The following is a 13,472-nucleotide window of genomic DNA, read 5'->3' on the forward strand; positions in this document are numbered from 1 at the left end:
TCATGGCAGGCCTGTCACTCTTCCAACGCCGCCCCGCCTGGTTCAAAGGCGCCACGGCGCTGACCACCCGCTGGCTCGAGTCCACGCTCGAGATCGCCCGCTGGGAGAACATGCGCAAGGCGGGGCGTCGCTGGGGTTGGTGGGGCGTCGGCCTCGGCTCGCTGGTCGGCATCCTGGCCTATGCGCCGGCGCCCTGGCTGGCGCAAGGGGTGCTCTCACTCACAGAGGGGCGCCTGCTCCTGGCCGACTCGCGCGGCACGGTCTGGCGTGGCAACGCGGTCGTGGTGCTGACGGGCGGTGCGGGCAGCCGTGATGCCCGTGCACTGCCGGGGCGCCTGAACTGGCGCCTGTCGCTGGGCCGCGGCGGGCTGGATGTCAGCCTGCAGCAGGACTGCTGCATCACCGAGCCGGTGGCCTTGCGGCTGACACCGGGCTGGGGCCGTGTGCGGTTGGCTGTCGTGCCGGCGCCGGGCAGCCAGGCCGAGCGCACGGGCGAGCTGGCCCGCTGGCCTGCCGCATGGCTGGCCGGGCTGGGCACCCCGTGGAACACCTTGCAACTCGAGGGCGTGGCCCGCCTCTCAGCCAGTGGTTTTGGCTTCGAGTGGGTCCAGGGCCGCGTGCGGCTGCAAGGCATGGCCGTGGTGGCGCTGGACGATGTGTCTTCCAGCCTCACCACGCTCGACAGCCTCGGCTCCTACCGTTTCGAGGTGCGTGCCGACGGTGAAGGCCAGGCGGCGCTCAGCCTGCGTACCGAAGAAGGTGCGCTGAGCCTCACCGGCCAGGGCGAATGGCGCCCGGCCGGCGTGTACTTCCGTGGCGAGGCGCGGGCCAGTGAGGCCGAGCGCGACGCGCTGGACAATTTGTTGAACATCATCGGGCGCCGCGAGGGCGAGCGCTCCGTCATTTCGATCGGATAAGGCATGAAGCACCGCTTTCTGACTCGCCCCCGTGCCACTGCGCTGGTGACGGCGCTGGCCCTGAGCTTCGCCCACACCGGCATCCTGCCCCTGACGGGCCTGGGGCTCGCTTCGGCCGCGCCGCTGAAGAAGGGCGGCCCGTCGGTCACGCTGAATTTCGTCAACGCCGAGATCGAGGGCGTGGCCCGCGCCATGGCGGCCATCGTCGACCGTCAGATCCTGGTCGACCCGCGCGTGAAGGGCGCCATCACGCTGTACAGCGAACAGCCGCTGACGCCGCGTGAGGCCTACCTGAACTTCCTGGCGGCGCTGCGCGGGCAGGGCTTCGCGCTGGTCGAGGTCTCAGGCCTGCTGAAGATCGTGCCCGAAGCCGAGGCCAAGCTGCAGACCGGCACGGTAGACGTCGGCAGCGTGCGCCGCTCGGGCGACCAGGTGCTCACCCAGATCTTCCGGCTCACGCACGAAAACGCCAACAACCTGGTGACCGTGTTGCGTCCGCTGATCAGCCCGAACAACACGATCAACGCCAACCCGTCGACGAACACGCTGGTCATCACCGACTACGCCGACAACCTGCAGCGGATCGCGCAGATGATCGCTGCGCTCGACATCCCGACCAACACGGATGCCGAAGCCATCCCGTTGCAGTACGCCATCGCTGCGGATGTGGCGCCCATGGTGCAGCGCCTGGCCGATGGCGGCGGCGGTGGCGCCGCGCCGGGTGCGGCCGGCGCGCAGGGCACCATCGTGATGGCCGACCCGCGCACCAACACCCTGCTTGTCCGCGCGCCCAACGCGGCGCGTCTGGCCCTCATACGCAACGTCGTGCAGCGGCTGGACCGACCCGGACAGGGGGGGCTGGGCGGCAGCGGCATCCACGTCGTCTACCTGCGCAACGCCGATGCAGTCAAGCTGGCCCAGGTGCTGCGTGCGGCCTTCCCGGGCAGTGGTGGCGCGGCGGCAGGCAATGCCGGCGGCGGCGCTGCGCCCACACCGACGACGCCCAACCCTGCGGCCGGTGGCGTCAACACCACGGGCGGCGGGACCAACAGTGGGGCGTCCAGCCAGGCCACCGCACCGGTGGGCGCATCGGCCCAACCGTCCACAGGGGGCTTCATCCAGGCCGACCCGGCCACCAACTCGCTGATCATCACCGCGACCGATTCGCTGTACCGCCAACTGCGGGCCGTGATCGACCAGCTCGATGGCCGCCGGGCGCAGATCTACATCGAGGCGATGATCGTCAAGGTCGATGCCGAGAAGGCCGCCCGTTTGGGCGTGCAGTGGGCGGGCGCCACAGGTGACCGCAACATTGTGGGTGCCGGCACCAACCTGCCAGTGACTGGCGGGCAGGGCCTGGTCGGTGCGGTCTCCGGCGGCGTGCAGGCGCTGGCGGGCTTGGAGGGCTTCACCGTGGGCGTGGCGCGCCGCCTGAGCGATGGCAGCTACAGCCTGGGCGCCCTGGCCAACTTCCTCAAGACCGAGGCCGGTGGCAACATCCTGTCCACGCCCAATCTGGTGACGCTGGACAACGAAGAAGCCAAGATCATCGTGGGCGAGAACGTGCCGTTCGTGACCGGCAGCTTCACCAACACCGGTGCGAACAGTGGCTCGGTCAACCCGTTCCAGACCATCGAGCGCAAGGACGTGGGCCTGACGCTGCGTGTGCGTCCCCAGGTCGGCGAGGGTGGCACCGTGCGCATGACGATCTTCCAGGAAGACGCGCGCGTGTCGTCCACGGCCGGCAACAACGGTCCGACCACGTCCAAGAGCTCCATCGAGACCACCGTGGTGGTCGACGACGGCCAGGTGCTGGTGCTGGGCGGCCTGATGAAGGACGAGTATGGTGACGGCGAGAACAAGGTGCCGCTGCTGGGCGACCTGCCCGTGCTGGGGCACCTGTTCAAGAACCAGCAGCGCACGCGCAAGAAATCGAACCTGATGGTCTTCCTGCGTCCGGTGGTAATGCGCACGCAAGACGCGAGCAATGCGCTCACACTGGATCGTTACGAATTCATGCGTCAGCGCCAGATCGACAGCATCCCCATGCCCAATGCTGTCATGGGCATCAACGAGGTGCCGCAGCTGGATCCGCTCCGGCTCAGCAACCAGCTGTCCATGCCACCGGTCACGCAGCCGCTGGACGACCCGCGCGCACCTGCGCCCACGGTGGTGATGCCGGCCGATTCGGGCTACGCGCCTCGGCTGTCGCCAGCGACGCCGGCTGCCACGGCGACGCCGGTCGCCCCCCGCTGAGCACGGAGAACGGCCATGCCCATGCGCCATCCCCTGCCTTACGCCTATGCGCGGGCCAATGGCATGCTGCTCGAGCACGACGGCCAGCGCCTGACGCTGTGGGCCAGCCAGACGGTGTCGCCCGCGGCGCTGTCCGAGGTGCTGCGCAAGCACCCGGTGCACACCGTCGAGCAGGACACGCCCGAGGCCCTGTCGCAACGCATTGCGGCGGCCTATGCAGCCGGTGAAGGCAGCGCCGCCGCCGTGGTCGGCGAGGTCGAAAGCGCCGTCGACCTCTCGCGCATGATGCAGGACCTGCCTGCGGTCGAAGATCTGCTCGAAGCCAGCAACGACGCGCCCATCATCCGCATGCTCAACGCGCTGCTGACGCAGGCCGCGAAAGACGGTGCGTCCGACATCCACATCGAGGCCTACGAGCGCAACTCGGTCGTGCGCTTCCGGGTGGACGGCACGCTGCGTGAGGTGGTGCAGCCCAACAAGGCACTGCACGCCGCGCTGATCTCGCGCCTGAAGATCATGGCCGAGCTCGACATCTCTGAAAAACGCCTGCCGCAGGACGGCCGCATTTCGCTGCGCATTGGCGGCCGCGCGGTCGACGTGCGCGTCTCGACCTTGCCGTCGGCCCATGGCGAGCGTGCCGTGCTGCGGATTCTCGACAAAGGCGACGCCAACAAGTTCACGCTCGAATCGCTGGGCATGAGCGGCGACACGCTCGACCAGTTCAAGCGCCTGCTGCGCCAGCCGCACGGCATCGTGCTGGTTACCGGTCCCACTGGCTCGGGCAAGACGACCACGCTGTACGCGGGTCTGGCCACGGTCGACGCGGCCACCACCAACGTGCTGACGGTCGAAGACCCGGTCGAGTACGAGCTGCCCGGCATCGGCCAGACCCAGGTCAATCACCGCATCGAGCTGACGTTTGCCAAGGCGCTGCGCGCCATCCTGCGTCAGGATCCGGACGTCATCATGATCGGTGAAATCCGTGACCTGGAAACCGCCCAGATCGCGGTGCAGGCCTCGCTGACGGGTCACTTGGTGCTGGCCACGCTGCACACCAACGACGCGCCTTCGGCCGTGGCCCGTCTGACCGACATGGGCATCGAGCCCTTTCTGCTGTCGTCGTCGCTGCTGGGCGTGCTGGCCCAGCGTCTGGTGCGCAAGCTGTGCGTGCACTGCAAGCGCGAAGACGATCAAGGACGCTGGCACCCGGTGGGCTGCAGCGAATGCGGGATGACCGGCTACAAGGGCCGAACCGGCGTGTACGAGCTCATGGTGGCCGACGACGAGGTGCGCGCGCTGATCCACGCCCAGGCGTCCGAGGCCAAGCTCTTCGAGGTGGCGCAGCTCAATGGCATGAAGACCATGCGCGACGATGGCGATCGGCTGGTGGCGCAAGGCGTCACCTCGCTGGAAGAGGTGTTGCGCGTCACGCGCGAATGAGGCGCCGCGCGCCCTTGATCGGAACCCCCTCAGATGCCTGCCTTTCGCTTTGAAGCCCTGGATGCCACCGGCAAGACCATCAACGGTCTGGTCGACGCAGACAACGCCAAGGCCGCGCGCGCGCAGTTGCGCCTGCAGGCCCTGGTGCCACTGCAGGTTGACGCGGTGGTCGTGCAGGGCAGCGCCCAGGCCTCGCGCAAGCTGTTCCAGCGGCGCGTGTTTTCGCCGTCGGAGCTGTCGATCTGGACGCGGCAGCTGGCCGGTCTGGTCGTGGCCGGTCTGCCGCTGGAACGCGCGCTGACGGCGCTGGCCGATGAGGCCGAAGACCCGCGCCAGAGCGAGCTGGTCGCCCATCTGCGGGCCGAGGTCAACGCGGGCTCGCCGTTCGCGCGGGCCTTGGCAAGCTCGCCGCGCGAGTTCGATGAGGTCTACCGGGGGGTGGTGGCGGCTGGCGAGCAAAGCGGCCAGCTGGGCGCCGTGCTCGACAAGCTGGCCACCGACCTGGAAGAGCAGCAGCAGCTCAAATCCAAACTGATCGGCGCCACGCTGTATCCGGCCATCGTCTCGGTGTTTGCCGTGCTGATCGTCGTGGCCTTGCTGGTGTTCGTGGTGCCGCAGGTGGCGCAGGTGTTCTCCAGCAGCAAGCGGGCGCTGCCCATGCTCACGCAGTTCATGCTGGGGCTGAGCGCCTTCATGCAGAACTGGGGCTGGCTGCTCGGCCTGGGGCTGATCGGTGGCGGTGTCGGGCTGGCGTTTGCCCGCCGCAACGAAGATTTCCGCCTGCGCTTCGATTCGGCCTGGCTGGAGCTGCCCATCATCGGGCGGCTGGCGCGGGGCTACAACGCCGCCCGCTTTGCCGGCACGCTGGCCATGCTGGCGGGCTCGGGCGTGCCCATTCTGAAAGCACTGCAGGCGGCCGCCGAAACGCTGTCGAACCGGGCCATGCGCGCCGACGCCATGGATGCCCTGGTGCAGGTGCGCGAAGGCGCGCCGCTGGCCTCGGCGCTGGCGGCGAAGAAGCGCTTCCCGGGTCTGCTGTCGATGTTTGCCCGGCTGGGCGAGCAGACCGGTCAGCTGCCCCAGATGCTGCAGCGCGCGGCGCAGCAGCTGTCGACCGAGGTGCAGCGCAAGGCCCTGGCCATCGCGACCATCCTGGAGCCCCTGCTCATCGTGTCGATGGGCCTGGTGGTGATGCTGATCGTGATGTCGGTGATGATGCCCATCATGCAGATGAACACCTGGGTGAAGTAGGCATTCTTCATTGCGCACGCTGGGTCTCATGCCCTTGGACGGGCATGAGACAGCCACGCCACGGATTGCTCCCGGACCACCCGGAAAGCCGGACAAGGCGTCCCTCCTTATGGGGGGGCGGCCTTGAAGGGCTGGGCAGCGGGCCCACGGCTCGCTACGATTCGTGCATGAAGTTACTTCTTGTCGACGACCACGCGCTGTTCCGGGAGGGCCTGCGTCTGCTGATTCTTCAGCATGCGCAGACGGCGGCGCTGCCGGCACTCGAGGTGCACGAGGCTGGCAGCCTGCGCGAGGCCGCCGACGTCATGCGCCGTCATCCCGACCTGGGGCTGGTGCTGCTGGACCTGACGCTGACAGATCATCATGGTCTGGACACGCTCACGGCGTGGCGGCGGCTGGCGCCGCTCGTGCCAGTCGTGGTGCTGTCGGCCGACGAGCGGGTTGACGTGGTGATGTCGGCCATCGATGCCGGCGCTCTGGGCTTCATTCCCAAGACTGCGAGGGCTGTCGAGATGCAGCGGGCGCTGGAGTGCGTGTTGACGGGCGGCGTCTACCTGCCCGATCTGCCCCACGCCGCCAACGATTCGGGCTTTGTGACGCTGGACGATGGTGTCGGTGGGGTGGGGGACGTGGGCGCGGCGGACCTGGGCCTGTCGGCGCGTCAGCTCGATGTGCTGCGCTTGCTGCTCGAAGGCAAGCCCAACAAAGAGATCTGCCGTCGCCTGGCGCTGTCGGAATCCACCGTCAAGACGCATCTGGCCGCCATCTTCCGCAAGCTGCGCGTGAACACGCGCACCCAGGCCGTCGTGGCCGTGGCGCAGCGGGGGATCCGGCTGGCCCCAGCGTCTCCCCATCCGCACGTCTGCTGAGCGGACAAGGCAAAGTGTCCGATACGGCTTCCTCCAAAAGGAGGATCGACGCGACGCGCCGCACTTGTTACATTTGAAAGTCGTTTTCAGACGCTGTCATCACGCTCTTGATTGGGCCACGGTTTACCGCCGTGGCCCTTTTTCTTTGGGGTTTGCCCCTGCGGCCCTTGCGGGCCCCCGCCATGCGGTGATAAGAAGCAAAACATCTCCCTTGATTGCGGGCTGGGGCGTTCAGGGCTTTGCTGCAATGATCCCAGCACGACGTGGTTGTCTGGAGGGCTGAAATGAGCAGCTGTACCGATCTCGTACCCGTTCAACGAGACGACTTCCAGGGGCGCATTCCGATTGCGCACATGCGGCATGTCTACCGACTCGACGATGTCGAGAAGCGGCTGGGCAAGCTGCCGCCGCGGGAGCACGAGGCCTTGCGCGCCACCTATGAGCGCATGCTCGAGAAAGGCCCGGAGCGCTTTCAGGTCAAGCCATCGGGCCTGCCGGCCATGGAGCACCTCTACGACGAGTTGCCCAATTTCCATGACGTGCTCGACGACCTCCGGCGCCAGCTCGCACTGTGCGCCGACAGCACCGACGCGCTCGAACTCACCCCCATGCTGCTGCTGGGCCCGCCCGGGGTGGGCAAGACCCACTTCGCGCGCGAGATCGCGCAGCTGCTGGGCACCGGCTACGGCTTTCTGTCGATGAGCGCCATGACGGCCGGCTGGATCCTGTCAGGCGCTTCCAGTCAGTGGAAGGGCGCTCGACCCGGCAAGGTGTTCGAAACGCTGGTTGAGGGTCAGTACGCCAACCCGGTGATGGTGGTCGACGAGATCGACAAGAGCGGCGGTGAGCAGGCCTACGACCCGCTGGGCTCGCTCTACAGCCTGCTGGAGCATGACACGGCCGGCAACTTCACCGACGAGTTTGCCGAGGTGCCCATCGATGCCAGCCAGGTGATCTGGGTGGCCACGGCCAACGACATCCGCAGCATCCCCGACCCCATCCTCAATCGGATGAATGTGTTCGAGATCGAGATGCCGGATGCGGATGCGGCGCGCAAGATCGCCTCGAAGCTGTACCGCAGCATCCGTGCCGACCACGCCTGGGGTCAGCGTTTTGATGAGCAGCTCAGCGACGCGGTGCTGGAGGCATTGGGCCGGCTGGCCCCGCGCGAGATGCGCCGCGCGCTGATGGTGGCCTTCGGCAACGCCAAGCTGGATGGGCGGGGGGCGATCGAGGTGCGCGACCTGCCAGAGCAGGGGCTGCGGCGCAGCCCGATCGGGTTTGTGCAGTGAGCGGGTGACGGCGACTGGGCGGTGGCGCCAGTCACCTGTCCCCGGCGAGGCGGAACACCGCGACCGCGTCCACCAGCGCATCGGCCTGTTGCTTGAGGCTTTCAGCCGCAGCCGCGCTTTCTTCAACCAGCGCGGCATTCTGCTGCGTGACCTGATCCATCTGCCCGATGGCGTCGCCTACCTGGCTCACGCCCGAACTCTGCTCAGCGCTGGCGTGGCTGATTTCACTGACGATGGTGGTCACCTGTGAGATGGCCGAAACGATCTCGGACATCGTCTGACCGGCCTCCGACACCAGGCTGCTGCCCGTGTCGATCTGCTCGACGCTGGCTGAAATCAGCTGCTTGATCTCCTTGGCTGCACCGGCGCTGCGCTGCGCCAGACTGCGTACCTCGCTGGCCACCACGGCAAAGCCGCGGCCCTGTTCGCCAGCGCGTGCCGCTTCGACGGCGGCGTTCAGCGCCAGGATGTTGGTCTGGAAGGCAATGCCGTCGATGACAGACAGGATGTCGCTGATGCGGCGCGAGCTGTGCTGGATATCCTGCATCGTCTGGACCACGCGCCCAACCACCTGGCCGCCTTGCTCGGCCACGCCAGAGGCGCCACCTGCCAGGCGATTCGCTTCGTGGGCATGGTCGGCGTTCTGTCTGACCGTGGCGCCGAGTTGCTCCATCGAGGCAGCGGTCTGCTGCAGCGAGCTGGCTTGCTCTTCAGTGCGCTGGCTGAGGTCCAGGTTTCCCTGCGCAATCTGCGCGCTGGCGGTGGCAACGCTTTCGGCGTTGCTGCGCACCTTGGCGACCACATCGGCCAAGCTGGTTTGCATGCGCTGCATGGCGCCGAGCAGCAAGGCGGTTTCGTCACGGCCCTGGACGGTGATGCGTTGGCTCAGATCCCCTGTGGCGATGTGTTCAGCCAGCGCCACGGCTTGGGACAGCGGCCCCGTCACGGAACGGCTGATCCGCCAGGCGAGCACGGCGCCGATGGCGGCGACGGCTGCCAGCGCCGCCGCAATCCATCCCTTGGCCGCGGCGTACACCGCCGCCCCCCGCTCCCCAGCCGCGTGACCAGCTGCCGCGTTGAGTTCGGTCAGCGCATCCAGTGCCGCACAGGCTTCGTCAAACCGGGTGCGAACGTCGCCGTTCAATCGGGCCAGCGCGGCGTCCTGTTGCCCGCTGACGGCCAGGGCCATGGTTTCCTTGTGGCCGGCGACATACGCCTCCCATGCTTGCTGAAACCGCGTGTAGGTCTGTCGCTCATCATCCGACGCGATCAGTGGCTCGTACGCCGCCGCGCCACGTTGCAGCGCGTCGGACGCACGCTTTTGCGCGGCGACCGCTTGCTCTCGGGCTTCACCGTCCCGGGCGAGCACCGCTTCAAACTCGGCGATCCGGAAGTCCGATGTCGCGGTGTTCATCTCCGCCGCGTGACGCGTGCTGGGCAGCCAGTTTTGCTGCATGTCCTCAGCGGTGTGGTTGACCGTCGAGAGCTGCATCAAGGCGAAGATGCCCAGCGCGGCCGTGAGCACCAACATGGTGCCAAAGCCGGCGCCCAGGCGTGCGCCGATACGCAGGTTGTGCAGCCAGCTCATGTGCTGTCCTTTAGTGGATGCTCCGGATAGGGCTATCGTCCGCCGCACTTCGCCCTTGAGCAGCTTGAACAAGGACTTTGCGATACTGTGCAGTCTGTCTCGTCCGGATCGCTATGCCAGCCTCCCTGACCGGCCGCCTCGTCGTGGCCATTTCCTCCCGCGCCTTGTTCGACTTCGAAGAAGAAAACCAGGTCTTCGAAGGCTCGGACGACCACGCCTACATGCAACTGCAGCTCGCGCGGGTTGATGAGCCGGCGCGGCCAGGCGTGGCCCATGCGCTGGTACGCAAGCTGCTGGCCTTCAACACGCCGGCGGCGTCCCAGGTGGAGGTGGTGATCCTGTCGCGCAACGATCCGGTGTCGGGCATGCGGGTGTTTCGCTCGGCGCAACACGATGGCTTGCCCATCGAGCGCGGCGTGTTCACGCGGGGCCGTCCGCCCTGGCAGTACCTCAAGCCACTGGGGGCGCATCTTTTCCTGTCGGCCAATGAGGCGGATGTGCGGCAGGCGCTGGCGGCGGGCGTGCCGGCGGCACGGGTGCTGCCGCATGCGGCCCGTGCGGGCGACCGCCACCCGGGGGAGGTGCGCATCGCGTTCGACGGCGATGCTGTGCTGTTCTCGGATGAGGCCGAGCAGGTGTTCCAGCAGGGTGGCATCGATGCCTTCCACACGCATGAGGTGGAACGGGCCGACAAGCCCCTGCCTGACGGGCCGTTCAAGCCTTTGTTGCTGGCGCTGCATGAGTTGCAGCGGCGCGCGGCGCAGGGCGGCATGCGCGTGCGCACGGCGTTGGTCACGGCGCGAAGCGCCCCGGCGCATGAGCGGGCCATCCGCACGCTGATGAACTGGCAGATCGAGGTCGACGAGGCCATGTTCCTCGGCGGCCTGCCCAAGGGGCCGTTCCTGCGTGAGTTCGAGCCCGATTTCTTTTTCGATGACCAGACCGGCCACGTCGAGAACGCGGCACCGCATGTGCCATCTGGTCATGTGGCCGCCGGCGTGGTCAACCTGGTCAGCCGGGAGGCTGCGGCATGAGCGACGAGTTGGGTGATTTCTTTGCGCTGCCGCCATTCAAGGCGGACGAGGCGCTGGTCAAGCTGCGGCGCGAGTTGCGCGAGCTCAAGCCGCTCGTGGAGCAGGGCAGCAGCCAGCCCGTGCGCTTTGCCTGCAAGAGCCAGCCGGTGATCGAGCTGGCGCTGGACGCTGAGGGCGCCGCCCTGGTGGCCAGGCTGGCCAAGCGCCCGAGCGCGCGGCCTGAGTGGGCGTCGCAGACCCTGCGCACCAGCGCCGAGGTGCGCAAGTGGCTCGATGGGGTGCGCCAGGCGTTGCGCCGCTGGGATGACGAGGACTGAGCACGGGCGCAGCCGTCAGTCGGCTTTGCGTCCTCGCATCTTGGTGCGAAACAGCTCGGCGATGCAGACTTCGCGGGGGCCGGGAACCAGCTCATACGCTTCGCCGGCAGCCAGCGTGCCGGGCTTGCGCACCGACAGGTAAAAGCCGCAAAAGCCCGACTGGGCCATCATCTTCACCGCTTGGGGGAAGCCCATGCGTGCGGCGAACTTGTAGCAGGGCTGGCGCGGCTCGCTGATGGCCAGCGTGCAGTCCGGAAAGACCAGCACATCACCGATCCACGCCTGGCCTTCGAGCAGCCCCGTCAGCGTGAGGTTCTCCCCCAGCATGCCATGCGGCAGGGCCTCGCCCCATGGTTGCGCGCCGGCCTGCGCGCGCACCGTCTGCCAGAAAGCGTAGTGTTCATGGGGATAGGCGTAGACGGCCTTTGACAGCCCGCCGTGTACGGTGAGGTCGGCCTGTTCATCGCCTTCTACCCCCAGCGGGCGCACGGCGATGCGCTGTGGCGCAGTCACGCTCGACACAGGCCGCTTGCCGATGCCGCTGAGGATGCTGCGCCCCTCGATCTCCCAGCGTTCAGCCTGGGCCACGTTGACGGAGAGCAGTTGGCGGGGCAGCAGCGACATGCCCGGCAGCATACCGCGTCAGCGCCAGGCCGATGCGGTCAGGGCCATGGCCTTGAAGCCCACCACGCAGGGCTGGCTGGGTGCCCAGCCCATCTGCTGAATGGATTTGCGTGTGAGCAGCGCCCACAGGGTTGGCCCCGCCACCAGTTGGGGCTGCAGCGGGTCGACTGCGCGGTCCAGTTCGATTCCGACGGCGCCATAGGTGCCGTGCTCACCGGCCAGCATCACCTGCGTGATGCGCCCGCGCAGGTGGTTGGCGCAGCTGGTGTCGATCGGGAGATCACGGTGCAATGTGACGTCGCGGGCCCGCAGCTTGAGCCGAACGCGCGTGCCCACCGGAAACAGCATGGCCGGCACGCTCACGCGCTGCCCACCCACGTCCACCTCGCTGAGCAGCCACTCGATGTCATGGCGCTTGACCTCGCCTTCCAGCACGCTGCCCGCGTGCACACCCTCGAGAAAGGTGGACAGCGAGACATCCGACAGGATCTGGGCAGCCGGTCCGGCGCTGGCCACACGGCCCTCGTGCAGGATCACGACGTCGTCGGCCAGGCGTACCACGTCGTGCATGCGCGGGCTGACCAGCACCATGGGCAGTCGCAAGCGGGTGGGCACCTCGGCCAGCAGGTCGAGCAGCGCGTCGTGCTCGCTGTCATGCACGCTGCCCAGCAGGTCATCGAGCAGCAGCGCATGCGGCCGTGACAGCAGGGCCCGGCCCAGCGCCACCTTGACTCGCTGTGCCGGGCGCAATCGCTCGGGCAAGCGCCCCAACAGCGCGCCCAGATCCAGCCAGTTGATGGCGTCCTCAAAGGTGAGCGGGCCGGCCTGGGGCTGGCGGCAACCGTACACGAGGTTTTGCCTGACCGTCAGGTGGGGAAAGAGGTGGGTCTGGCCATCCAGCCAGGCTAGCCTGCGAGCGTGAGGCGGGCGGTCCACGCCGGCCGCCGCGTCGTACAGCACCTCGGACCCGATCGCCACCCGGCCGCTGAGCGCCGGCGCCAGGCCTGCCGCGGCCTTCAGCAGGCCGGACTTGCCCGAACCGGGGCGCCCGACCAGCGCGCACACGCGCCCGGCTGCGACGCGGAACTGCGCGCGCACGTCCAGGGCGGCCAGTTTGAGCTTGAGCTCCACGCTCAAGGGGCGCGCGCTCGGGCTGCGTTCGCTCATGCCGTGCCCTGCCGCTGTTGTCGCTGGCGCTGCAGTTGTCGTCGCCAGGCCCGACGGCTCCACTCACTGAGCGTCACGCCCACGAAGGACACCGTCATCGCGGCTGCACCCAGCAGCCACCAGGTTTGTTCTTCCTGCAGCGCGGCGCGCAGGGCGGCCCGAACCGCCAGCCAGTCGGGGCGCCCAGGTAGCGCGTCCGGTGTCAGGGCGGCGATGGCCAGCATGGCGATGAGGGCTTCGCCGAAGGCCACCGCGAAACCCAGGGCCAACGCCGACACCAGGGCCGGGCGGGCGAGCGGGAGCGACACCGTCCACCAGGCTCGCCAGGCGCTGGCGCCCAGTGTGCGGGCCACGCCGGCCAGCATGGGGTTGCGTTCTTCAAAAGCTGGGCGCAGCAGGCGAATCATCCATGGGAGCGTCAGCAGGCAGCAGGCGGCCAAGGTAGCCAGAACCCATTGCAACGGCGTCCAGTCGCGCAGCGCCTGCCATAGCCACTGCAGATCAGGGCGGCGCCAGCCCAGCCAGATGGCCAGCCCCGCCAGAGCGGGCGGCAGTCCTGCCGGCAGCAAAATGGCCACGTCCAGCAAGGCGCTGGTGCGCCAGCGCTGTCGAGCCATCCAGGTGGCCAGAGCCAGGGCTGCGGGCATGCACAGCAAGACAGTGGTGGCAGCCAGCAGGCCCGCCCACCCGAGGATTTGCATCCAGCTGCCCATGGCC

General features: G+C 68.1%; 12 protein-coding genes. 8 read left to right on the forward strand and 4 right to left on the reverse strand.

Translation table 11 applies throughout. The annotated features are described in order from the left end of the window. Window positions 1-2: 2 nt before the first annotated feature. The 6 genes from gspN (at window position 3) to GTZ97_RS01775 (ending at window position 8,025) form a co-directional block, all read left to right on the forward strand. Window positions 3-917, forward strand: coding sequence for a type II secretion system protein N (gene gspN, locus GTZ97_RS01750; protein WP_161648774.1), 915 nt, complete (start codon window positions 3-5; stop codon window positions 915-917). A 3-nt stretch (window positions 918-920) separates the two neighbouring features. Then, the gene (gene gspD, locus GTZ97_RS01755; protein ID WP_161648775.1) at window positions 921-3,173 is read left to right on the forward strand and encodes a type II secretion system secretin GspD; all 2,253 of its coding nucleotides are present in this window, start codon (window positions 921-923) and stop codon (window positions 3,171-3,173) included. A gap of 21 nt (window positions 3,174-3,194) precedes the next feature. Continuing rightward, a complete protein-coding gene (gene gspE, locus GTZ97_RS01760; protein WP_161648865.1) occupies window positions 3,195-4,613 on the forward strand; it encodes a type II secretion system ATPase GspE in 1,419 nt (472 codons plus the stop codon). 33 nt (window positions 4,614-4,646) lie between these two features. Further along, complete coding sequence (gspF, locus tag GTZ97_RS01765) at window positions 4,647-5,864, forward strand: type II secretion system inner membrane protein GspF (protein ID WP_161648776.1); 1,218 nt, start codon at window positions 4,647-4,649, stop codon at window positions 5,862-5,864. A 167-nt stretch (window positions 5,865-6,031) separates the two neighbouring features. Next, on the forward strand, window positions 6,032-6,733 hold the full coding sequence (locus GTZ97_RS01770) for a response regulator transcription factor (protein WP_161648777.1): 702 nt from the start codon (window positions 6,032-6,034) through the stop codon (window positions 6,731-6,733). Window positions 6,734-7,017: 284 nt separating this feature from the next. After that, entirely contained in the window at window positions 7,018-8,025 is a 1,008-nt protein-coding gene (locus tag GTZ97_RS01775; RefSeq protein ID WP_161648778.1) for an AAA family ATPase, read from the forward strand. A gap of 31 nt (window positions 8,026-8,056) precedes the next feature. On the opposite strand, the gene GTZ97_RS16935 is transcribed toward GTZ97_RS01775, so the two are convergent. Continuing rightward, window positions 8,057-9,613 (reverse strand): methyl-accepting chemotaxis protein, encoded by a 1,557-nt coding sequence (locus GTZ97_RS16935; protein ID WP_161648779.1) that lies wholly within the window; start codon window positions 9,611-9,613, stop codon window positions 8,057-8,059. 113 nt (window positions 9,614-9,726) lie between these two features. On the opposite strand from GTZ97_RS16935, the gene GTZ97_RS01785 reads away from it, so the two are divergent. Further along, window positions 9,727-10,647 carry a 5'-nucleotidase gene (locus GTZ97_RS01785; protein ID WP_161648780.1) on the forward strand — a complete coding sequence of 307 codons (921 nt, stop codon included), beginning with the start codon at window positions 9,727-9,729 and terminating at the stop codon, window positions 10,645-10,647. After that, window positions 10,644-10,964 carry a hypothetical protein gene (locus tag GTZ97_RS01790; protein WP_161648781.1) on the forward strand — a complete coding sequence of 107 codons (321 nt, stop codon included), beginning with the start codon at window positions 10,644-10,646 and terminating at the stop codon, window positions 10,962-10,964. The genes GTZ97_RS01785 and GTZ97_RS01790 overlap by 4 nt, the downstream gene beginning before the upstream one ends. Window positions 10,965-10,979: 15 nt before the next feature. Here GTZ97_RS01790 and GTZ97_RS01795 read toward each other — a convergent pair whose 3' ends face one another. Genes GTZ97_RS01795 through GTZ97_RS01805 form a run of 3 tightly spaced genes read right to left on the reverse strand, consistent with a single transcriptional unit; the run spans window position 10,980 to window position 13,468 of the window. Further along, window positions 10,980-11,588 (reverse strand): MOSC domain-containing protein, encoded by a 609-nt coding sequence (locus GTZ97_RS01795; RefSeq protein ID WP_161648782.1) that lies wholly within the window; start codon window positions 11,586-11,588, stop codon window positions 10,980-10,982. Window positions 11,589-11,606: 18 nt separating this feature from the next. Continuing rightward, a complete protein-coding gene (locus tag GTZ97_RS01800; protein WP_161648783.1) occupies window positions 11,607-12,755 on the reverse strand; it encodes a molybdenum ABC transporter ATP-binding protein in 1,149 nt (382 codons plus the stop codon). Continuing rightward, window positions 12,752-13,468 carry an ABC transporter permease subunit gene (locus GTZ97_RS01805; RefSeq protein ID WP_161648784.1) on the reverse strand — a complete coding sequence of 239 codons (717 nt, stop codon included), beginning with the start codon at window positions 13,466-13,468 and terminating at the stop codon, window positions 12,752-12,754. Before GTZ97_RS01805 ends, GTZ97_RS01800 begins: the two co-directional genes overlap by 4 nt. Window positions 13,469-13,472 lie beyond the last annotated feature (4 nt).

It is taken from the genome of Aquabacterium fontiphilum, assembly GCF_009909205.1.
Classification (GTDB): Bacteria; Pseudomonadota; Gammaproteobacteria; order Burkholderiales; family Burkholderiaceae_C; genus Aquabacterium; species Aquabacterium fontiphilum.